This is a genomic window from Flavobacterium foetidum (assembly GCF_004634245.1).
In the GTDB taxonomy this organism is placed as follows: Bacteria; Bacteroidota; Bacteroidia; order Flavobacteriales; family Flavobacteriaceae; genus Flavobacterium; species Flavobacterium foetidum.
Genome location: NZ_SJTF01000011.1, coordinates 64,333 through 87,177 on the forward strand (window position 1 = coordinate 64,333; position 22,845 = coordinate 87,177).

Here is a 22,845-nt window from a genome sequence, read left to right on the forward strand (position 1 = left end):
AATTCAAAACCTAACAGAATTAAAGCTGTTAGGTTTTTTTTATCCCATTTCCTTGGAATTTGGACACGAGCGTTAGTGAACTGGCGAAGCAATTTATAAATTGGAATTTTAATTAATTAACCTTCACTCGAATTCCTTTGCTATGACTTGCAAATTCAGGTGCGTACATGCTTTGGATTGTGGTAATTCCGTTGGAGAATTCGCCAACGTTATTTACTCTTATGTCATATTCTAAAACATAAGTTCCTTTTTTGATTTGGTCAAAGAACAAATGTGTAGCTGCATCTTTTGTACTCATGTAATAACCTAATCCGTTTTTGTATTGATATTCAGAAAGGACATTGACAGGTTCAAAACAAGAGGCACGCATATCTTTTAAATGAACATATTCTGTATCTTCTTTGGATGTGATAACTAATCGAACGGTAACTAAATCCCCAATTTTTAATGGATTTTTTGTTGTAATTTTTTCTAATTGATTTCCTTTGAGTGTGCTTTTCTTTAGATATAATTCTTTCGAAACAGACAAAACTGCACCTGAATTGTTTTTGATTTTATCCAAATCTTCAAAGTATTGCCAATAAACACCGCCAAATGCAGGAACTTTAGATTTGTTTTCGATTTTGATCGAAGCCATTTCTTTCTTGACTTCGTCAGCTTTCCAGTTCAGTTTGATGTAGCCTGTTTCGGCTTCTTTTTCATTTTCGGATAATTTTTTGGTCAGGATTTTTTCATCTCCTAATTTTATAACCGTATTGTCTTTTACAGAAAGCCAGTCGGTTCCTTGCATTAATAAAGCGTAAATGGCTTCAGTTGTGGATTTTGTTGTGGGCCAGTTTTTGGTTTGTTTGTTTTTTAACAGCCAGACTTTCATCGCATCAACCGATTTGGTATCGTTTGTCACTTCGGCGAAAGCCTCAATCAATAAAGCTTGAGTTTCTATTGGAGCCTGATACCAGTACCAGCCCGATTTATTGGCAATCCAGTACATTCCCCAGTCTTCGTTGTTTGAAGAAGTTTCTTTTAAGCTTTCGATTATTTTCTTAGCGCTTTCTTTTTCTCCAAAACGATTCAAAGTTAGTACTGCTAATCCTTTTTCGTAAAGAGAATAATTCAGCCAATCTTTTTTAGCAGTTTCTAAATATAGTTTTGAAGCTTTTTTCAAAGTATCGGATAAAGGATATTTTTCTAGATAAAAACTTCTTGTGTACAAATAATGCAAATCAGAATAGGGATTGAACCATGTTATCTTATCGCTTGTTTTCAGATTTTTGGTTGTTTCTTTATGATATCTTAAAAATTTAGAATCTATAAACGGAATAGCAGTAGCAGTAATCTTTTCTAATTGAGAAGAATTGCTGTTCTTTTGAAGTTTTTCCAAATGCCCAAGGCCAGCCAGAATATGTCTCGTGATGTATTCATTTTCGTAATTTCCTCCAAACCAAGAAAAAGCACCGGATGGAAGTTGTTTTTGTTTTAATTTCTGAAAAGTAGCCTGCTCAGACGTTTTCATTTTTTCTAAATCGAATAAAAGCGCAAGATTTCTTTTCTTTTCGTTTTCATTTTGTGCATCATTCAGCCATGGTGTTTCGGCCAAAATGAGTGATTTTAATTCTTCATTATCATCCAATTTCGAATTTGGTTTTTGATTCTTTCTCCATTCTTCAAAAATGCTGGCAATTTTCGGATTGCTTGCAATGATTTCCCTCGCCAAAGCATTGGCATAATAACGAGCAAAAGTCTGTTCAGCGCATTCATGTTCATATTCCATTAAATAAGGAATGGACTGAATCGCAAGCCAAGTTGGGTTAGAAGTATATTCTAGTGTAAACTGATGATTTTTTAATGTTGTAGAATTATTGTTTTTTAAATTCTCAAACGTATATTCTTTAGTTGAATTCTCGCGAACCCAAATCGGAATACTTTCAGTTACCAGCATATTATTGGTCAAAACAGGAACAATATTTTCTTCTCCATCAGAGAAATTACCCGCTTTTGCTACGATTTTATATTGAACACCTTGTAAACCTTCAGGAATTGTAATAGTCCAGTTGGCAGTTGTATTTCCGTAAGCTGGAATTGTAAAGTTTTTGATGTTTTTTACGTTCAGCATTTTGGCATCAATTGGTTCCATAGTCACAGCATCAAAAAACTGTAAACTGGCGATTCCGGTTTTTGCTTCAGCGGTAAGATTCGAGATTTTGGCACTGATTAAAATAGTGTCTTTTTCTCTAAAGAATCTTGGGAAATTGGGCATCACCATTAATTCTTTTTGTGTAACAACATTCTTTTCCAGATATCCTAAAACGGCATCTTTGTTATGAGCCAGTAAACGAAGTTTCCAAGCGGTTAAGGCTTCTGGAGATGTAAAGTTGAAACTTACTTTTCCTTTAGAATCCGTTCTCAAATTAGGGAAGAAGAAAGCGGTTTCAGAGAGATTTTTTCTGGCTTTTACTTGCGTTAACTCTTCTAATGCTTTTTTGGTCGTAATGATAATAGCGCCATTTGCAGCTCTGCTTCCATAAAGCGCAGTTGCTTTTTCGTTTTTTAAAACATCTATGGCTAAAATATCTTTTGGGTCTATACTGTTTATATCGCTTACTATTATTCCGTCTACTACATAAATTGGCGGATTTGCTCCTGAAATCGAACCGTTTCCTCTAATCATAACTTTATAATCGCTTACACTCACACCAGCAACTTTTCCCGATAATGAATCTGAAATTCCGGCTGTATTATAAACGGTATTGTCTTCTTGAACGACCATTTGGGTAACTGCTCCTGTTAAAGATTTCTTTTTCTGAACACCATAACCCACTACAACAACTTCTTCTAAATTAGAAGATTCATCTTTTAAAATAATATTTTGGATTTTGTTTCGGGAAATAACAACCGTTTCACTTTTAAAGCCAATATACGAAAATACAAGTTCCTCATTTTCATTAGCTTCTATTTCATAATATCCATCATAGTCGGTTGTAGTGCTTCTTTGTGTTCCTTTTACGGTTACAGATACGCCAGGAAGTTCTAATTTGTTGTTATCGGTTACAATTCCCGATATCATTTTGGCATTTGTTGGTTTTTTAACCTTTTTGCTTAATTGTCTTTGATATTCTCTTTGAAGATAAAGTGCATTGAAATGTGAGCTGTTAAAGTCAAATCCAAACCAGATTAATTTAGTGCTTTCATTTTTAAGTTCTATTTGTTTTGATGCAGGATTTGGGTAGGAGATTATAGTATTCGTTTTTTCACTTCCTAAAACTGATTTCGATGTACCGCGAACAATACTGCCGCTATTGTAATAACTATTCCATCTTTCCCAATTTTTTGTGACAAATTGATCCAAAGAAGCGTCGTACATAGAAGCCAAAACTTCAGCTTCATTTTTTGTTGCTTTTCCTGTAAGTTTAAAAGACCAATTTTCGGTGCTTCCAGGTTGTAATTTGCTTCTAAAAGTATCTACATCAAATTTTAATTCGGGTATTTCTGATTTCAAGACCACAGAGAGACTATTATCAAATTTTTCATTTTCAAAAACACTTTCAAAATTAATCGTGACAATATCTTTGAATTCTTTTTTAAGTTGAATTCTAATTACGGTTTCATGATTTTCAAGATGGTATGTTTCTTCTGAAAAAATATTGCCTTCAAAATTTGCAACTCCCATGATATACAAATCGGGTATTACAGATTTTAATTTTAGTAAAGCAAAACCATCTTTTTTTGCATCAGAATTTATTTGTTCAACCGTAAATAATTTGCTTGTATCAAATTTATCTTTGCTTTGTTTAATTTTAAAAGTAGTACTGTTTTCAATTAAATTTCCAAAACTATCTTGAGCTGAAAATACAACTTTATAGTTTCCGGATTGATAATTAGAAATAAAATCTAAGGAAAGGATTTTATCTATTTCGGTATTAATCTTTTTAGAAAAAAGTAAATTTTCGGGTGTTCTATCTTTTAATTTTGAGTTAGATTCATAAGGAAATAATTTCTCAAATTCTGTATCTGAAATCGCTTCGATTTCTGGATTAGGAAAAACTCTAGTTTTAAATTTTGTCGAGTTTGGACTAAGAAAATAAATTTTCACTTCTCCTTTTGTCGCTTTGAATTCACCGTTTAAATTAGTGCTTGTAAGTTTGATGTCATTTTTGTCTTTAGTTAAAAGTAAAGGCTTAACAATGTTGTTAAGTTCCAAATCATGGTAGCCTACTTTTATAGTAGTTTGAGCATCATGTGTCTCGCCATTAATATCGGTTACGGTAGCTTTTATCAAATAAGAAAAAACGGGAAGTTTTTCTTTTACTGCATTTTCTGAGGGAATTGCGGTAAAATCAATTGTAAATTTTCCTGATGCATCCGTTTTAGTTTCTCCTGTTTTTAATATTTCGTTAGGCTCTTGTGAGTAGTAATTTCTAGAATAATTTGTACTTCTGGTAACAGTATAAGTTACTTTCGCATCAGAAATGTTGCTTCCTGCAAAGGCTTTTGCAATTCCGTTTACTTTTGTCAGTTTGTTAAGCTGGAAACTCTCTTTTTTAGGTTCAAAATTGACTTCAAATTTCGGACGTTTATATTCTTCAACTCTAAAACCTAACTCTGAATAAGACAAGTTGACATTGTCCCAAAACGGATGCTCATCTTTGGTTTTGTCGTAAACTTTGTCCTTCTCATATTCATCCGGTTCATCGGCTTTAATCGTAAAAGTTCCAGTAAGTCCGGTTTTTGGTAAAATAAATTCTCCAGAAAAAGATCCGAATTCATTTGTAGTTACGTCAAATTCTTTAAAATCGTTTTGATTTGCATCTTCAACAGTAATTTTAAACGAAGTGAAAGGAACTACAGAAACTTTACCTTTTAGTCTTTGTATAGCAATCCCTTTATAATATACCGTTTGTCCAGGGCGATATATTGCGCGGTCTAGATACAATTCGACTGTGGCGCTAAATTTCTGATCGTTATTATTCTGATCATCATATTCAGTATTATAATACAGGTAGTTTTTGTTTACAGATAGCGTGTCATTTGCATTGTAGAAAGTGATAAGTTCATCGTAGCGATCTTTCACTTTATCCAAAACAGCATTTCCATTTTTATTCGTTTTAACTGAGAAAGACGGAGTTTTTAAGGTTACATTTTCTAAAGGCTTTCCTGTTTTTCGATCAAAAACCTGATAATTTTCCTGTTTTTCATTTTGTGATGCCAAAACTATAAATTGAGAAACTGTTATGGTTTCAAAAGCGGTCGCTTTCTTGCCTTTTGTATCAGACTCACTTTCAAAATAGACCAAGTAAGAACCTGTTTCTAATCTCGGAAGCAAAACTTCTGTAGCATATTCGTAATAATCTTTTTTATCGACAAGCGGATAGATTTGTGAAGCAATAGGTTTTGTTTTTGCGACAAGATTTTCAATTATGCTGTCTCTCTTATACGTTTTAGTCTGCTTAGTTTGCGTCTGATTGATTCTAAAGAATGAAATTTTAAGATTCTCAATATTTTGATATCGAATATAACCTCTCATGTTTTCATTATTATAAACATATTTTTGAAGCTGTACATTTAAAAATTTATGCAAAATAGCTTCTTTCTTTTGAAGCGCCAGTTTATAAGCATTCGATTTGTTTTCTGTTTTTAAAATACTATCGAGAATTACAACTGCTTTTGCATTGTAATCTGGATTGGTCTGTTTTGATGCATGTTGAGATAGATAATAAGCCTTTTCGAGTTGAATGTTGTGAATAAGATTCAGATCATTGGTTTGTTTTTGAAATGCTGTCAAGGCTTTAATGTAATCTTCGTCAGCATCAACGATATAATTTTTGCTGAATTGAATTCTTTGCCAGATGTTTTCTGCTGAAGGATTGTTGATTTCTTGTTTTTGATAAAGTTTCAAAATCAACTTTAGATTTTCATTGGAAACAGAATCAAAATTTACTTTTATAAAATCATTTGAATTTCCTAGAAGCTCTTTTTTAGAATAAAAAAACTCACTTTTCTTAATTTCCCAAGTGCGTAATTTTTGTGTTAGAATAGAAATGTTTTCTGATAGTATGTAATTGAATACATTTAATGTTTTGAATTTTTCTATCGTTGGATAATCGAAGATAGCTTCATATTTTGTTAGAGTTGTGTTTTTTAGAATAGGCTCATTTTCTAAGGAATTTTTTAAAGATTGGTTGATCTCAGAAGTGAAATTACTTTCAGTCCAAGTTAAAAAATCGGAATCTAAAACTGTAGTATTCGTTCTTCTATTAATTTGATATCTGTTATTGCTGTAATAATCGGTTAAACATTTCGCATACACCAAATTCAAAATAGCCTTCGATGGAACCGAAACGCGATTAATATTTGTTTTTAAATTATTTAAAATTTTCGTTTGTGCATTTTCATCTACAACCTGCAAATATTTAGATTGATAGAAAAAGCATTTTATCATTTGAACTTCGTCTTTATGATTAACAGCCTTTTTGTAAATTTTCGAAACAATTTCATTGGCAGATTTTACTTTGCCTTCGTTTTCAAGAGCAATAACATTGTCCCATTTTTTGTCATTTTGCTGACCAAAAAGTACTGTAGAAAGCAATAAGAATACAAATAGTAAATTTTTCATAAATCAGTTTTCTTGTATAGAGAGTGGTTTGGCTAAAAAGGTTGGATTTAATTTAAAAATAATTTTCGGACAAATTACTAATTTATGTTCAAAAGCAAATCGCATTTTATATTTCCTTATTTTTGAAACATGAATAAGCTGCTGATTTTCTTTTTAATTGTTTCAACACATTGTTGGTCGCAATCTAATTTTGAAAAAGCAGAGAAATTATTTCGGGCTAAAAAGTATAATGATGCACAATTGCTTTTTGAAGGTGTTCTAAAAACCAATCATTCGGATATCAAGACATTAGAATATCTGGGAGAAATAGAAGCACATCAAAAATCATGGGTAAAAGGCGCTGTATATTTCAAAAAACTAACAGAATTAAAACCAACAGTTGCTGATTATTTTTTTAAATATGGAGGATGCCTCGCAATGCATGCCGTAGAGGTCAATAAAATTAAAGCTTTTTCGATGGTTGGCGATATGAAAGAAGCTTTTGAAACAGCAATCGAACTCAATCCAAAACATGTTCAGGCACGTTGGGCTTTGATAGAAATTTATTTGCAATTGCCTGGGATTCTAGGTGGAAGCGAATCTAAGGCAATTACCTATTCAAACGAATTAGCGCAGTTTTCTCCAATTGACGGCTATTTGTCTAGGGGAAGAATCGAAGAGTATTTTAAACGATATACTGCCGCCGAAAAAAATTATAAAAAAGCGCATGAAATTGGCAATTCAAAAGTCACGTTTCAAAAATTATATAATTTATATTTGAACAAATTAAAAGATCCTAATAAAGCACAGGATTTAAAACGAAAATTTGACTCATAAATAATCAAATCTTGAAAACTGAATTCAGATAACAGTTTTGAATTTGGAACTAAAAAATTGGAATTTTAAATGAAAACACATTTCATCGCCATTGGCGGAAGCGCAATGCACAATCTTGCACTAGCATTACATAATAAAGGATATCAGGTTACAGGAAGTGACGATGCTATTTTTGAGCCTTCAAAATCACGTTTGGAAAAAAAGGGAATTCTACCTGCTGAAATGGGATGGTTTCCAGAAAAAATCACGGCAGATATCGATGCAATTATTCTTGGAATGCACGCCAAAGCAGATAATCCAGAATTATTAAAAGCACAGGATTTAGGTCTGAAAATCTATTCTTATCCTGAATTTTTATACGAGCAATCAAAGAATAAAACACGTGTCGTAATTGGTGGTTCTCACGGAAAAACAACTATTACTTCGATGATTCTTCATGTAATGAATTATCATAATATTGCCGTAGATTATATGGTAGGAGCACAGTTGGAAGGTTTTGATACGATGGTTCACTTAACAGAAGAAAATGATTTTATGGTTTTGGAAGGTGACGAATATTTGTCTTCTCCCATTGACCGACGTCCGAAATTTCATTTGTATCAGCCGAACATTGCTTTGATTTCTGGAATTGCTTGGGATCATATTAATGTTTTTCCAACGTACGAGAATTATGTAGAGCAGTTTGAGATTTTCATTGCAAAAATTACAAATGGCGGAATTTTGGTTTACAACGAAAATGATCCAGAAGTAAAACGTGTTTCTGAAGCAGCCACAAATCCGATTAGAAAATTACCTTATAAAACTCCAAACTATACAGTAAGCGATGGCGTAACACTTTTGGAAACCCCAGAAGGAGACATGCCAATTGAAGTTTTTGGAGCACACAATCTAAACAATCTAGCAGGAGCGAAATGGATTTGCCAAAACATGGGGGTTGATGAAGCCGAATTTTACGAAGCAATTGCCAGCTTTAAAGGTGCTTCTAAACGTTTAGAAAAAATTGCCGAAGGAAAAGGAAAAGTAGCCTATAAAGATTTTGCCCATTCTCCAAGTAAAGTGGCCGCTACAACCAAAGCAGTAAAAGAACAATATCCAAATAGAACTTTAGTGGCTTGTTTGGAATTGCATACGTACAGCAGCTTAAATGCAGCATTTTTGAAAGAATACGAAGGAGCTTTAGATAATGCCGATGTTGCGGTTGTTTTTTATTCGCCAGATGCAGTAAAAATTAAGCAGTTAGAAGAAGTAACGTATGAGCAAATCGCAACTGCATTCAACAGAAAAGATTTAATTATTTACACCAATCCGGCTGAGTTTAAAGAATATCTGTTCAACTTAAATTTAGATAATACTGCACTATTATTAATGAGTTCAGGAAATTATGGAGGTTTGAATTTTGATGAAGTAAAAGGGTTGATTAATTAGAAAATTAATCAATTTGAGAATTAGATAATGGCCGATTGTGTAAACAATCGGCTTTTTTTTGATTGGAATTTGGAGTTTCAGATTTGGAATTTATTTCGGATATCTATAATGTCCAACGATTTTATATTCAAACAAGCAATCGTTTAGGACCTGTCCTCCGCCTACATTATGGACAATCAGATTTCTTTTTCCGTCTCTGGATTTTTTGTCAGTTACAATTCCAATATGCGGTAATTTGTCATTAATGAGCCATGTTACAATTTCGCCAGTTTTATAGTCGGCTGGATTTTGAGAAATGGGTAGTTTTGTGCCTTTTCTTTCAAAAAACACTTCGAGGTTTGGCACTCTTCGATGATCAATGTTGGTGTCGGTTTTTGTCATTCCCCACTTTTTAAGATTGGGATAAAGAGAAAAATTTTCGACCATATCTTCATGTACTTCTTTTTGCAGATCAATTCCAAGCTTTCGGTACGAACGAATAATCACATCGGTACAAACTCCTTTATTTTTTGGAACATCTCCATTTGGATAATCGATTGAAAAATATGCCGGATCATAATCTACAGAAGGGTCTATTATAGAAATCGCTGCTTGAGATAATCTTTGGGCAAAGCTTTTTGGTTTTTCATCATCATTCACAAAAGAAAAGCTTTTGGTCTCTTTTTGATTACAAGAACTCAGAAAAATGAATATAAACAGAAGGATTGAATTTTTCATTTTTTCCTTAAATATACTAAAATTAAAATATTGATTGATTTTTTTTGAAAGATTTTTCCTCTTTTTATATATTCGCTTTTGAAATATTTACTTATGGAACAATCTCATTTTCCGATTACCAATTGGTCTGAAGACGACAGACCACGCGAAAAACTAATGCTTAAAGGAAAAAGCGTCTTAAGCGATGCAGAATTGATTGCCATTTTAATCGGTTCAGGAAGCCGTAACGAATCGGCTGTTGATTTAAGCAAAAGAATTTTAAAAAGTGTAGACAATCTAAATGCTTTGGGCAAGATGACTATTTCACAATTGACTACTTTTAAAGGAATAGGAGAGGCAAAAGCCATAACCATTATTGCCGCACTCGAGTTAGGACGAAGGCGCAGAGAAGAAGATGTGGTAGAACTTAAAAAGATCACTTCGAGTAAGATTGCTTTCCAACTAATGCAACCAATTATTGGAGAACTTCCACATGAAGAATTCTGGGTGCTTTTTCTTAATAATTCGAATAAGGTTATTTCTAAAGCGCAGCTAAGCAAAGGCGGAATTGCAGGTACAATTGTAGATGTGCGCCTGATTTTTAAGCCAGCACTTGAAACGGGAGCTACAGGTCTGATTCTGTGTCATAATCATCCATCAGGCAATACCATGCCAAGTGAAGCCGACAGGCAAATGACCAAAAAGATCAAGGCAGCCGGCGAGAACCTAGATGTTAAAGTTTTGGACCATTTGATTATAACTGAATCAAAATATTATAGTTTTGCAGATGAAGGAATATTATAATGTATGAATACCAAAATAACAGATATTTTTTTTGATTTAGATCACACGCTGTGGGATTTCGATAAGAATTCGCAAATGGCTTTTGACAGGATTTTTAAAAGTCAGTACCACGAAATTGACATTCATGATTTTATAAGTCATTATATTCCAATCAATCAAGAATGCTGGAGGTTGTACCAGAACGATAAAATAACGCATCAAGAATTGCGTTACAATAGACTCAGGTTTTGCTTTGATGCTTTGAATTATGCAATTTCAGACGAAAATATCAATCAGATTGCAAATGATTACATAGAGTTCCTTACCGACAACAACTATCTTTTTGATGGAGCAATCGAGGTTCTGGAATACTTGAAACCAAAATACAATCTGCATATCATAACAAACGGATTTGCAGCGGTACAGGAAAAGAAATTAAAAAATGCATCTTTGGGGAATTATTTCACCACTATTACAAATTCTGAATCGGCAGGTGTAAAAAAGCCAAATAGTATTATCTTTGATTATGCGGTCAATCTTGCCAGGACTACCAAAGAGAACAGTGTTATGATTGGAGATGATTTAGACGCCGACGTAAACGGAGCTTTAAATGCTGGCCTTGACGCTATTTTTTTTAATGATAAGAAAATCGAAATCACACAAGATTTCAAACAAATAAACCATTTACTAGAACTAAAAAAATATTTATAATGATGAAAATTAAAATTTTACTAACTGCACTTTTTAGTTCAGTTATCGGTTTTGCACAGTCTCTTAATGACTATAAGGCGGTTATTGTTCCGTTAAAATATGATTTTATAAAAGAGGACAATCAATACAGACTGGCAACCTTAAGTAAATCTAATCTTCTGCAAGCTGGCTTTACAGCATTTTATGTTAATGAAGAACTTCCGACAGGCTATAACGAACGATGCGATTTGCTGTATGTTAACGTTAGAAAAGATAATGCTTTTTTGGTGACCAAACTTTTTGTAGAATTTAAAGACTGTTACGGAAGAATCGTCTATACTTCTGAAACGGGTAAAAGCAGAGAAAAAGAATACGACGTGGCATATAGAGAGGCATTAAACAATGCTTTTGTATCTGTAAATGCGTTGCATTATAAATATAGTGGCAAATCTCCTGTTGCGCCAACAAAAGTAACAACGGCCGCATCATTGCAGACTACAGCATCTGCTGCGCCAGCAGCAATTCAGCAAACAGTCGTGGCAACGCCAGCCGCAGATGTTTCTGATCCTAACTTGTTATACGCTCAACCTACAGAAAATGGCTATCAGCTTATTGATAAGACACCTAAAGTAGTGATGAAATTATTGAAAACTTCACGTCCAGATTCTTTTATTGCTATAAAAGACGGAATACAAGGTTCGCTAAATGCAAAAGACAATCAATGGTATTTTGAATATTACCAAAACGATAAATTAATTTCTGAAAAAGTTTCAGTTAAGTTTTAAAGCAACAAACTTTAACGTACGAGATTAATAACCATATTTATCTTTCCAGCGGTTCTTTAAGAATTCACGGGTGCTGTTCTCTCTAGAATTGTTCCCTGGATTGTAAAGAACCGTTCCTTTTACAGCATCTGGCAAAAATTCTTGTTCGGCAAAATTATTGGCGTAGTCATGAGAATATTTGTAGTCTTCTCCATAACCTAATTCCTTCATAAGTTTTGTCGGAGCATTTCGCAAATGAATCGGTACGGGAAGATCGCCGGTTTGTTTTACCAATTGTTGCGCGCTTCCAATTGCGAGATAAGACGCATTGCTTTTTGGCGATGTTGCCAGATAAACGGCACACTGGCTTAATATGATGCGGCTTTCGGGATAACCAATCGTGGTTACAGCCTGAAAAGTATTGTTAGCGATAACAAGTGCTGTAGGATTTGCATTTCCAATATCTTCGCTAGATAAAATAAGCATTCTTCGGGCAATAAATTTTACGTCTTCTCCTCCTTCAATCATTCTGGCAAGCCAATATACCGCTCCATTAGGATCACTGCCGCGAATTGATTTGATAAAGGCAGAAATAATATCATAATGCTGCTCTCCGGTCTTGTCGTACAAAACCGTATTTTGCTGTACGAGCTCTAAAACTCTATCATTAGTAATAACCACTTCGTCGCTTGCTGCAGCATTTATGACAAGTTCAAAAATATTGAGAAGCTTGCGGCCGTCACCTCCTGAAAGTCTCATCAAAGCTTCGGTTTCTTTGAGCTGAATGTTTTTGCTGGCAAGATATGTGTCTGCTTTCATGGCGCGAAGCAATAATGCTTCTAAATCGTCTTTTGTAAAAGCATTTAATACATAAACCTGGCATCGTGACAATAAGGCCGGAATTACTTCGAAACTTGGGTTTTCGGTTGTGGCTCCAATCAAGGTAATCCATCCCTTTTCGACTGCTGCCAAAAGAGAATCCTGTTGCGATTTGCTAAACCTATGGATCTCATCAATAAACAAAATCGGATTTTTGGCTGTAAATAAGCCACCGCTTTGTTTTGCTTTTTCGATAACATCGCGAATGTCTTTTACCCCAGAGTTAATGGCGCTTAAAACATAAAAAGGTCGTTTAGACTCTTGTGCTATGATTTCTGCCAAAGTGGTTTTTCCGGTTCCAGGCGGTCCCCAAAAAATTAAGGAAGGAATTATTCCTTTTGAAATTTGTTGAGTTAAGGAACCGTTTGGTCCGACCAAGTGTGTTTGGCTGATATAATCTTCTAGTTTGCGCGGGCGGATTCTTTCTGCTAATGGTGCTTCCATTTGGTAAAATTACTATATTTTGAGGTTAGATTTTAGTCTTTTAACACTTCTAAATAAATTTGAATTCGCATTTACTGACAAATTATCAGTCTGTTTTTTTTGGATAGTTTTTTGATTCAGAATTTTTACCAGATACCCAAAATTATGAATGACAACCAGTTTAAATTTTCAAATTCCGTAATTGCGCTTCCTGTTTTTTTTGTTTTACTGCTGTGGGTGATTTATTGGGCTCAAATTCGTTTTGATTTCGATTTTTATCAGAACGGAATATATCCAAGAGATTTTGCGGGTCTTCAGGGAATTGTTTTTAGTCCCTTCATTCATGAAAATTTAGAACATTTGTATAATAACTCCATCCCGCTTCTGATTTTATTGGCAGCATTGCGTTTTTTCTACCCAAAACAAACCTTTAGCATTGTCGTATACGGAATACTGTTTTCTGGTTTGATAACTTGGATTATAGGTCGAGAAAATTTTCATATAGGAGCCAGCGGACTAATTTATGTTTTGGTGAGTTTTATCTTCTTTAAAGGTATTCAAACCAAATATTACAGACTCATTGCTTTGTCATTAAGCGTTATTTTGCTGTATGGCGGAATGATATGGTATGTTTTTCCAGACGTTGATCAGTCGATTTCGTGGGAAGGACATTTGTCAGGATTAATTACAGGTTTCGTCTTGTCGGTTTTATACAAAACACCAGAATATTCCAAACCAATTTTGTATGATTGGCAACGTCCCGATTTTGATCCAGAAAGCGATCCTTTTATGAGGCATTTTGATGAAAATGGGAATTTTATCAGTAGAAAAGAGGAAGAAGAAACAGATTTTAATTCGATGTATTTTGATTCAAATTTGCCAGTTCGTTATTTTGTAACTAAATCAGATTCTGAAGATAACAAACAGTAAATTGAACTGTTTGGGCCAAAAAGATTAAATTTGTTACAACTTCTAATTTAATTTTTTGCTTTATGAAAAAAATTATCTTTTTTGTTTTGTTTGCATTTTCAGGATTCACGTTTTCAGTTTCTGCTCAATGTGAAATTAAAAATCGTGTACTGGCCGACGGTACTATGGTTTACTTTTTTGATCCTGCCGTTTTTTATACCACAAAATCTAAGTCATTAAAAATTAATATTGTCACAGATAAAGAACAATATTTTATTGCATTGCGGCCAATGCCATTTCCTGATAAAAAAGAAGGCAAAAAGATAAATGACGATTTAGTAATTTCTCTCTCTAATCACAAAAATTATAAATTGACTCATTACGATACTCAATATCGTAATGGCGATTCCACAATGCAGGTTTTGTATTTAATAGATGATCAGGATATTACTGATTTTGCTGCTTACGAGGCAGTTAGCGCTAAGATTAATATGGAAGGAACTGAATTTGTCCGTACTTACACTTTCAAATTGCAAAAAGCCGCTATTATGAAACAGCTACAATGTTTCTTTAAGAGAGAAGAATAGCTTATTGTTCGTCTGTAGGAGCGTCGTGGTTTTGTGCGTCTATTTTCTTTTGAATATTTTCGAGCAAATTGTTAAATGTTATGGTTAACGAAGCTGCGTTTGTAATCTGGTTGCCTTTGTTTCGGGGCAAATATTCATTAGCATAACATAATTCTACCTGCATATCATCTGTAAAAAGATAACCTGCTCCAATATTGAATCTGTTTCTGTCAAAGAAGCTTTCTCCTGTTACTTTTGCTCCTGATTTTAGATAAATTTCGTCAGAAGCAACTGCGTAGAAGACGCCAGCTCTTAGCACTTTGCTGTTGATTGACTGGAGGTATTTTAATTGATGACGATATCGGAAAACCAGTTCGTAGTCATCGTCCTGATTTCTCATATGCCGAAATTCAGTTCGGATTCTTGTAGATAAATTATAGCCTGTTTTGTGGAAATAATAAATTCCCTGCAAAGCAAAGCGCCATTCGGGCGATTCAAACTGACCAATTTCTGGAACATCTTTGTTGCTGTAATAGGCAAGAAAAGCAGAAAGCTTCCATCTAGGAGTTAAATAGTAATGTCCCCAGCCTCGAAGCGATCTCTGGATAGTGTTTTCAAATAAGTTAGAAGATGTTGCTGTGCTGCTATACGCGGCGGCTAGATCCAATTCGGCAGACCATTTTTCGCTTAACGTTCTGCTGAATTGAATTTCGTTCCAAAATTGATTATAAGTAGTGTTTTGTCCTAAGCTCTTACTGCTAAAAGCTACAGATAAAAGAAACAATATAATGAGCGGTATTGAATTAGATTTTGAAAACATTTATTAAGTGTCTTAATTATTTATTCTAATCCTTACTCTCAATCCGGTTTTAGGTTAACTTCTTTGTCGGACTGTTTCGTATAAAAAGGCACCGCAGGCAACAGAAACGTTTAGCGATCCTATGGAGCCAAACATTGGTAATTTGGCCTTTTCATCTACAATTTTCAGAACAGAAGGGTTAATTCCTCTATCTTCGGATCCCATGATTATGGCAACAGGTTCAGACAAAGATACGTCGTAAATGTTCTGATCTGTTTTTTCGGTAGCGGCTACAGTTTTAATTCCAGAACCCTGAAGATAAAAAATAGCGTCTTTAATATGTTCTACTTTGCAAATCGGCACATTAAACACAGCGCCGGCAGAAGTTTTTACGGTGTCTCCATTTACAGGTGCAGATCCAGCTTTTTGAATGATTATTCCGTTTACGCCAGTACATTCAGCAGTTCTAATTATAGCGCCAAAGTTACGTGCATCAGAAATCTGATCTAAGATAAGAAATAAAGGCTTTTTACCCGATTCGATAGTAGACTCTACCAAATGTTCTAAATCGATAAAACCGATAGGCGAAATCGTTGCCACTGCGCCTTGGTGATTATTTGGTGTTAATCTATTTAGCTTTTCAATCGGAACGTAGGAGAAGTTAATGTTGGCACGTTTCATTACCTTCATTAAATCCTTCATTAACTCTCCCGAAATTTCTTTCTGAATAAATACTTTGTCAACTTCTTTGCCAGCCTGAATGGCCTCTATAATGGCTCTAATGCCAAATATTTGGTGCTCTTTTTCCATAGAACAAATATAGGTATAATGTTTATAAAAAAAAACCGCTCTGTTGTAGAGCGGCTTTTGTGTTATTTGGTTTTGGGGATTAAAATTTATCCCAGAAAAGTTTTGTTGTTAGCAAATCTCCACCGATAGCTGTAGAAGCAGCTTTCCAGTTTGAGTTATTTGTTTGTTGCTCAAGAACTGGATACGTCATTCTTACTGGAACTTTGCCACCAGCATTGTTAATTGCAGTAGGAGGAGCTAGTAATACAGGAAAATCTAATCTTCTCCAGAAATTCCAAGAAGTTAAAGCTTGATTATACATCGCTACCCATGCTTGCTCCCCAATTGATTTTTTCCAGTTAACTGGATCGTATGGTTTTGTAGCAAGGTAAGCTGTAGCTTCAGTTGCAGTTCCGCCCCATTCTAAGATTGAAGCTGTAACTGCTGCAGTGTAAGCGGCAGGTGCAGCGGCTGTGTTCCAGCGTGCATTTGCTTCGGCAACATAAAATGCAACCTCAGTATAAGTTAAGATGTTTCCTGGGGTGTCAGGTGTATATGCATAATCTCCTGCGTGCGAAAAGTTTCCGAATTCACCACCTTCGCCAATTGGCAGACCAATATATTGACCTCCAACTGTTGTAAAGTAAGCTGGTCTTCTTGGGTCATTAGAGGCATTCATATAATCTACTAGAGTTTTTCCACCAACAAAATCTTCTCTACCACTAGCTTCCAAGTTTTCATACAAAGGGTTGTAGTTTGGTGAGTCTGGTAAATAAGGGAATTCCGCATTATTAGCTGGTGATGTCATTACTCCCGCTGCAATAGCTGCAGTTGCAGTAGTTTGTGCCAAAGCTGGATTTGAATCAGCGATTCCTATTGCAAGTTTTAATTTTAAAGAGTTTGCAAATGTTAACCATGACGCAGGATCTCCTCCATACAATTTGTCTCCAGAAGAAAATGTTGGGAAACTATTTGATGTTCCGCTGCTTAAAGAAGTAATGTCTGCATTGATTCTTGTGATTAAATCAGCATATATCGTTGCGCCATCATCATATGCAGGTAATGGATACTGTGTAAGATTAGCAGCTTGTGTGTAAGGAATATTACCAAAAGTATCTACTAAAAGCTGAAATGTATAAACTTGTAAGATGTCAATAATGGCTAATTGAGTCTTTTTGTTTGCAGGCCAGTCTGCTAATTCACTTGCAGTTGGTTTGTAACCTTCGATAATTGATTTAGCTTTTCCAAGATTGTTTAATACATTTACGTAATTGTCTGAGTAAATTTGGTTAGAAACATTACGATTTGTAAAATCGTAATTACTTTCATTTACGTAAGTTGTCTCCTGCCAATACTGCATTGTCAATCTAAAGTTATTTTCATTTACGCTTGGAGTATTAACATAATCGCTTAATTCTTTTTCTGCATAAGTGATAAGAGATCCCGGTACAGTGTTATAAGCACTGTTTGGATCGGTATTTGCATCTTCATTAACACAAGCTGTCAATGACAAACCTATTGTTAATATTGTTATGATTTTTTTCATTTTCATTCTTTTTAAAAATTAACTTTGACATTAAAAGAAATATTTCTTGTTGTCGGCATAGGTCCTGATTGATAACCTTGAGTGTTACCTGAAGACAATCCTGCTTCTGGATCTGAATACGGTAAACTTTTGTCAATAATCCAAAGATTATTACCTATTACACTGAATGAAGCTCCTTTAATAGCACTTCCTAAAATGCTTGATGGAAGATTATAAGTTAATACTACCTCTCTTAATTTTACAAAACCAGCATCGTAAACAAATGCAGCTGCAGGAGGGTCAGTACCTAAAACTTGACTAGATTGAGATCTATCTAATCTTGTTGTATTTGTAATATATTGAGGTTGACCTCCACCTGGTGTGTATGCTGGGTTTAGCATTACACCTTGTAAGATTTCACCACCACCATTTGCTAGTGTGTTTCTAATTGGGTTCCCTAAGTCATTAGTTCCAACTGAATTAGCATATATACCTGTGCCATACCCATAGTATTGGTCAAGTGAGAAGACACTTCCTCCTTTTTTCACATCGATTAAGAAGCTGAAAGAAAGGTTTTTGTAATTGAATTTGTTGTTAATACCTCCAATCCAATCTGCTTGGTATGTTCCTAATTTGTTGTCTGTAGTTGTAGAAACTTCGTATGCGCCGTTAGCACCGATAATTCTGTTTCCAGCATCGTCTAATACGTAAGTAGTTCCCCAGATTTGACCGTAATCTTGATTTAAAGGAGCATTGATACTAATACCTCCTTGTAGAGAGTTGATGTTGATGTTCTCAATACCTGGTGCCAATTCAGTAACCTTAGTGTTAGGATTTGACCAGTTAACGCTAACATCCCAAGAAAAGTTATTCGTTTTAACCGGAGTTGCATTAAGGGTAACCTCGAAACCTTTTGTTGTTAAAGTACCAGCATTGATCGTGTTGAAATTTGATCCGGTAGAAGTTGAGACTGGTAATGGTAATATTTGGTCAAAAGCTTTGTTTTGGAACCAAGCCACATCAAACCCAAGTCTGTTGTTTGCAAATTGCATGTTTAAACCAACCTCTATGTTGTCTAACTGTTGTGGTTTTAAATTTGCATTTTTTGCTGTAGTATTAAAAGAATACACTGGAGTTCCGAATGGAGTTCTAGCAGTATAGTTATCCAATAATTGGTTTGGATCGGTATCAGAACCTACTTGTGCATAAGCAACTCTGAATTTACCAAAATTGATGAATTCAGCATCTTTAAACCAGTTTGAGAATATAACACTTCCTGAAATAGCTGAATACCAATATGCATTGTTTTCTTGTGGCAATGCAGAAGATTCATCTCTTCTTACAGAACCTTCTAGATAGTAAGTTCCTTTGTAGCCTAATGTTGCTTGCGCAAATAAACCTAATATTTCTTTTCTCGTGTCTACAATTCTAGGAAGAGCAGGAGCAGATACTGAGTTAGAGATAGTGTATAATCCAGGGATATACAAACCTCCTGAAGTCATTTGCTGATTAATGAATCTGCTTTGTACGTTGTAGTTGGTACCAAGAAGAACATTAAGGTTGAAATCTTCGCTTAAGTCTTTTTTGTAAGTAGCTAAGAAATCATAGTTCTGCTCGCTGAAATTATACAAGTCTAACGCGTAACCTGATGGCTGAACAGGAAGGTTTTGAAGGTTTGAGTTAGATCCAAGAGTTGCCGGTGTCGAACCTGGGGCAATTCTGTCTTCTGTTTTTAGATTGAAACCATCAGTACCAATTCTACCTGTAAAACTTAAGTTTTTATTTACATCATAGGTCAAACTAGCATTAGCGGCAAATCGTTGTCTACTGTCATTGTTGTAATTCTCATATCTTTGAAAATAAGGATTATCCCAGTATGCAGGAGTAACATTTGTTGCACTTTTGATATTCCAAGTGTAGTTTTGACGGCTTGAAAAATAAAGGTCTCTTTGTTCTAAGATGTCAACGTTGTTTGCCCACCACTGTCTGAAACCAGCCAACTGGTTTCCTCCATATCCAGTAGAATTTCTGTTTCGTGTATTTTGTGAAACGTACGTAACATTGAAATTAGAGCTTAACTTGTCGTTAAATTTGTAGCTAGCAGCTCCATTAAAGTTGTTTTTGCTTAATAATGAATTTGGCAAAATATCGGTGCTGTTTGTATTAGCGTATGTCACTCTGTAAGTGGCTTTTTCAGTACCTCCGCTTAATGAAATGTTGTTGATTGTAGATGTTCCAGTGTCAAAAAATTCGATAGGACCATTTTTTGCAGCAACCCATGGGGTTTGTTTTCCGTAATTAGCCGACCCTGGAGTAAAAGCATCATACTGCCAAACTAAAGAGCCATCATATTTTGGACCATATGAAGCATCATCTCCTGATCTAGATCTAGGTTGTCCATTGTAAGATGAAAATACTTGTCCGAAATATCCTTGACCATATTCAGTCTGATATTTTGGAAAAGTCGTTTTGTCTACAGTAGACATTGTGTAAGAAGAAGAAAACTCAACAGATAAATCAGTTCTTGATTTTCCTTTTTTAGTCGTAATAATGATTGCTCCGTTTTGGGCTCTAGATCCATAAAGCGCAGTTGCAGCAGCTCCTTTTAACACGTTGATTTCAGCAATGTTGTTAGGGTTGATGTCTGATGCTGCATTACCATAGTCATAACCTCCTCTACCACTTTTTTGATCATTACTGTTTACGTTGTTGTTCAAAATTGGCACACCATCTACAACGAATAATGCCTGGTTGTCGCCTAATAGAGATTTGTAACCTCTAAGAACAACGTTGGTAGATCCTCCAAAGTTGGTACCTTGAGTTACGCTAAGACCAGCAACTTTTCCTGATAAGTTGTTTGTAAAGTTACCTGTAGGCACTGTTCCAACTTGTTCTGCAGATACTGTCTGCGCAGAATAACCAAGTGACTTTTTCTCTCTTTTGATACCCAAAGCTGTTGTTACTACAACGCCTTCAAGTTCTTGAGCTGCTCCGGCAAGTTTTACATTCACTACTCCTGAGCTTGCTGCTATTTCTTGGGTTTTCATCCCAATGTAGCTAAATACCAATATTTGGTTTGATGATGCTTTGATGGAATATTTTCCATCAAAATCAGTTTGTGTCCCTGTTTTTGTTCCTTTAACTAATACACTAACACCTGGTAAAGGCATTCCTGCATCGTCAGAAACTGTTCCAGAAACAGCTCTTTCTTGCGCAAATGATAAATGCGCAGCTAGTACTAGTAAAAGTACTAAGAATCCATTGAACTTTAGTTTCATTTTTAAATATTTTGAATTAGTATCGCAAAACTCTTAATAATTTGTTAACTATCCTAATGAAAAAAATAAAAATTTCGTTAAACACTAAAATTTAACATTATAACAGATGTTTATAATACTGTTATATAATTGTAAATCTTGACCGTTTTCTACGCCATTTGTAAGATTGATCCGTAAGATGCCGTTAATTGTGTTTAACGTTGCGCCTATTCCAAAACTTGTTAAATTTTTGATTTTTTTTGGATTTGTTGAAGTTGTGAGGTCTTGATATATGCCATAGTCAACTATGGAATTAATGTAAATATTTGGAGACAAAAGATAGCGATACTCTGTAAGCAGCAATGCTGAAAAATTTGCCTGAAGACTGTTTTCTAAAAATCCACGAATAGAATTGATTCCTCCAAACCGAATTAATTCGTTGACGAGATAGCTTTGGCTGCTTAAGATGTAATTTTGAGAATTAATATTAATGAAATTCTTCTTGTTTAATTCGAAATTGTATCCAAAGTTCAGATTGGCGTAAAACTGACGAACCGAACTAGGACTTTCAGCATAAGCGCTGTTTCTTTTTCCGTAGCCAGTCATTAAGTTAAAAAATGATTTTATTGGAAAAAGAATATTTGAATAATCTCGTTTTTTAAAATCAAACGAACTTGTGATATAGGCATTGTCAAAATCACTGATTGTTGAATTGTTCTGATTCAGGATGTCGCTAGATTCTGTCGACTGATAGCCCAGATAGATTTTTGAATTATAATTGAGATAATATCCTAAATCAATAGCTGTTTTTGTGTTTTGAAAAGTGCTGTCTTGTTTGAAAATGTTCAATTGCGCTTTTATTCCGAGGGGAGATTTGAAGATATAAGGTATTTCTATTTTGGCATTAAAAGTTTTTTGCTGATTTCCGTCGCTTTTCCAATAAAGCGAAAACTGTTCTCCAGACTTTAGGATGTTAAGTAGCGAAATGTCAAGATAGCCGTTAAGGTTTAGTTTTTTTTCATCATCGTTAGAAAAACCAATATAACCGTCAAAGTTGTTTGCTTTTCTTTTTTCTATGTAAGTGTAGATTTTGGTTGAATCGTTTGTAAAGAGTATTTCCGGGTATTTGGTTTGTGCGACAAATTCAAAGCTGTTGATGTCGTTGTGTAATTCCTTAATCGTGTTTTGATTAAAAGTTTTGTTCAGATATTTTTTATTGAGTTGCTTTAAATGACCTTCGGGAAAAAAGCCTTTAGATTCGTTTGTGTAATTGACTACAATAGCGTTAATTGTTCTCTTTTTTTCGAGTTTGAAATTCAGATCTGCTAAAACAATTAGTCCTTTTCTTTGAATATTTTCGAGTTTTATTCTGCTCAAGGCGTAACCTGCTTTTTCTGCAACAGTTATTTTTTCAGAAAAGAAAGATTCCAGTTCTGTGTATAAAATTTTGACGGTATCTTTTTCGGTGTAGAAGCCAAGTATGTCTTTACTCTTACCTATATATATATGTATTTCTTTAACCTTCTTTTTTAATTCGATAACAGAGGTATAAGTGCTGTCATTTGTTTTTGCGGTTTTTAGGACTTGATGGTCTAAATAACCTTTTTTTGAAAGTTTTTCGGAAGTGTTTTCTACTTCGTTAAAAAGAGATTTTAAGTTGGGATGTTTTTTCGAATAGCCCAATGAATCAATAACTTGGTCTTCGTTCTGATTGCCGCCCGTTATTTTTAAGTGAAAGTTTTGTGCACAACAGCAAAAACTGAAGCCTAAAAAAAAGAAAAAAAGAAAAGTATTGAATGCAGGTTGTTTCATTTTCTAAAAATAAGGCAAATATCAGTTGTTTGACTTTAAAAACATAAGGATAAATAATGTTGTTGAAAATTAATAGATTAACGTTTGTATAGTGAAATTTAT

The 22,845-nt window shown here is 34.4% G+C and carries 15 protein-coding genes; 7 read left to right on the plus strand and 8 right to left on the minus strand.

Annotated elements, in window-relative coordinates:
* Positions 1-112 precede the first annotated feature (112 nt).
* On the minus strand, positions 113-6,610 hold the full coding sequence (locus E0W73_RS14525; RefSeq protein ID WP_135222797.1) for an alpha-2-macroglobulin family protein: 6,498 nt from the start codon (positions 6,608-6,610) through the stop codon (positions 113-115).
* Between the two features lie 129 nt (positions 6,611-6,739).
* On the opposite strand from E0W73_RS14525, the gene E0W73_RS14530 reads away from it, so the two are divergent.
* A complete protein-coding gene (locus tag E0W73_RS14530; protein ID WP_135222798.1) occupies positions 6,740-7,426 on the plus strand; it encodes a tetratricopeptide repeat protein in 687 nt (228 codons plus the stop codon).
* 69 nt (positions 7,427-7,495) lie between these two features.
* Positions 7,496-8,851, plus strand: coding sequence for a UDP-N-acetylmuramate--L-alanine ligase (locus E0W73_RS14535; protein WP_135222799.1), 1,356 nt, complete (start codon positions 7,496-7,498; stop codon positions 8,849-8,851).
* 90 nt (positions 8,852-8,941) lie between these two features.
* Here E0W73_RS14535 and E0W73_RS14540 read toward each other — a convergent pair whose 3' ends face one another.
* The gene (locus E0W73_RS14540; RefSeq protein WP_135222800.1) at positions 8,942-9,568 is read right to left on the minus strand and encodes a DUF1287 domain-containing protein; all 627 of its coding nucleotides are present in this window, start codon (positions 9,566-9,568) and stop codon (positions 8,942-8,944) included.
* A 93-nt stretch (positions 9,569-9,661) separates the two neighbouring features.
* Here E0W73_RS14540 and radC point away from each other — a divergent pair, with 93 nt between their 5' ends.
* The 3 genes from radC to E0W73_RS14555 are packed head-to-tail and all read left to right on the plus strand — an operon-like array spanning position 9,662 to position 11,805.
* Complete coding sequence (gene radC / locus E0W73_RS14545) at positions 9,662-10,351, plus strand: RadC family protein (protein ID WP_135222801.1); 690 nt, start codon at positions 9,662-9,664, stop codon at positions 10,349-10,351.
* A gap of 3 nt (positions 10,352-10,354) precedes the next feature.
* Positions 10,355-11,041 (plus strand): YjjG family noncanonical pyrimidine nucleotidase, encoded by a 687-nt coding sequence (locus tag E0W73_RS14550; RefSeq protein ID WP_135222802.1) that lies wholly within the window; start codon positions 10,355-10,357, stop codon positions 11,039-11,041.
* Positions 11,042-11,043: 2 nt separating this feature from the next.
* Positions 11,044-11,805: a hypothetical protein gene (locus E0W73_RS14555; protein WP_135222907.1), complete on the plus strand. Its 762-nt coding sequence runs from the start codon at positions 11,044-11,046 to the stop codon at positions 11,803-11,805.
* A 24-nt stretch (positions 11,806-11,829) separates the two neighbouring features.
* On the opposite strand, the gene E0W73_RS14560 is transcribed toward E0W73_RS14555, so the two are convergent.
* Positions 11,830-13,107 (minus strand): replication-associated recombination protein A, encoded by a 1,278-nt coding sequence (locus tag E0W73_RS14560; protein ID WP_135222803.1) that lies wholly within the window; start codon positions 13,105-13,107, stop codon positions 11,830-11,832.
* A gap of 144 nt (positions 13,108-13,251) precedes the next feature.
* Between E0W73_RS14560 and E0W73_RS14565 the strand changes: the two genes are divergently transcribed.
* Both E0W73_RS14565 and E0W73_RS14570 read left to right on the plus strand, forming a co-directional pair.
* Positions 13,252-14,016 carry a rhomboid family intramembrane serine protease gene (locus tag E0W73_RS14565; protein WP_135222804.1) on the plus strand — a complete coding sequence of 255 codons (765 nt, stop codon included), beginning with the start codon at positions 13,252-13,254 and terminating at the stop codon, positions 14,014-14,016.
* A 62-nt stretch (positions 14,017-14,078) separates the two neighbouring features.
* The gene (locus E0W73_RS14570) at positions 14,079-14,582 is read left to right on the plus strand and encodes a hypothetical protein (RefSeq protein ID WP_135222805.1); all 504 of its coding nucleotides are present in this window, start codon (positions 14,079-14,081) and stop codon (positions 14,580-14,582) included.
* A gap of 1 nt (position 14,583) precedes the next feature.
* Here E0W73_RS14570 and E0W73_RS14575 read toward each other — a convergent pair whose 3' ends face one another.
* The 5 genes from E0W73_RS14575 to E0W73_RS14595 all read right to left on the minus strand — a co-directional run bounded on the left by E0W73_RS14575 (position 14,584) and on the right by E0W73_RS14595 (position 22,743).
* A complete protein-coding gene (locus tag E0W73_RS14575; protein ID WP_135222806.1) occupies positions 14,584-15,381 on the minus strand; it encodes a DUF2490 domain-containing protein in 798 nt (265 codons plus the stop codon).
* A 54-nt stretch (positions 15,382-15,435) separates the two neighbouring features.
* On the minus strand, positions 15,436-16,170 hold the full coding sequence (gene rlmB, locus E0W73_RS14580) for a 23S rRNA (guanosine(2251)-2'-O)-methyltransferase RlmB (protein WP_135222807.1): 735 nt from the start codon (positions 16,168-16,170) through the stop codon (positions 15,436-15,438).
* Positions 16,171-16,249: 79 nt separating this feature from the next.
* Complete coding sequence (locus E0W73_RS14585) at positions 16,250-17,695, minus strand: SusD/RagB family nutrient-binding outer membrane lipoprotein (protein WP_135222808.1); 1,446 nt, start codon at positions 17,693-17,695, stop codon at positions 16,250-16,252.
* A gap of 11 nt (positions 17,696-17,706) precedes the next feature.
* Positions 17,707-20,952: a SusC/RagA family TonB-linked outer membrane protein gene (locus E0W73_RS14590; RefSeq protein ID WP_135222809.1), complete on the minus strand. Its 3,246-nt coding sequence runs from the start codon at positions 20,950-20,952 to the stop codon at positions 17,707-17,709.
* A gap of 84 nt (positions 20,953-21,036) precedes the next feature.
* Positions 21,037-22,743, minus strand: a complete 1,707-nt coding sequence (locus tag E0W73_RS14595) for a BamA/TamA family outer membrane protein (protein ID WP_135222810.1) — start codon at positions 22,741-22,743, stop codon at positions 21,037-21,039.
* Positions 22,744-22,845: the final 102 nt, after the last annotated feature.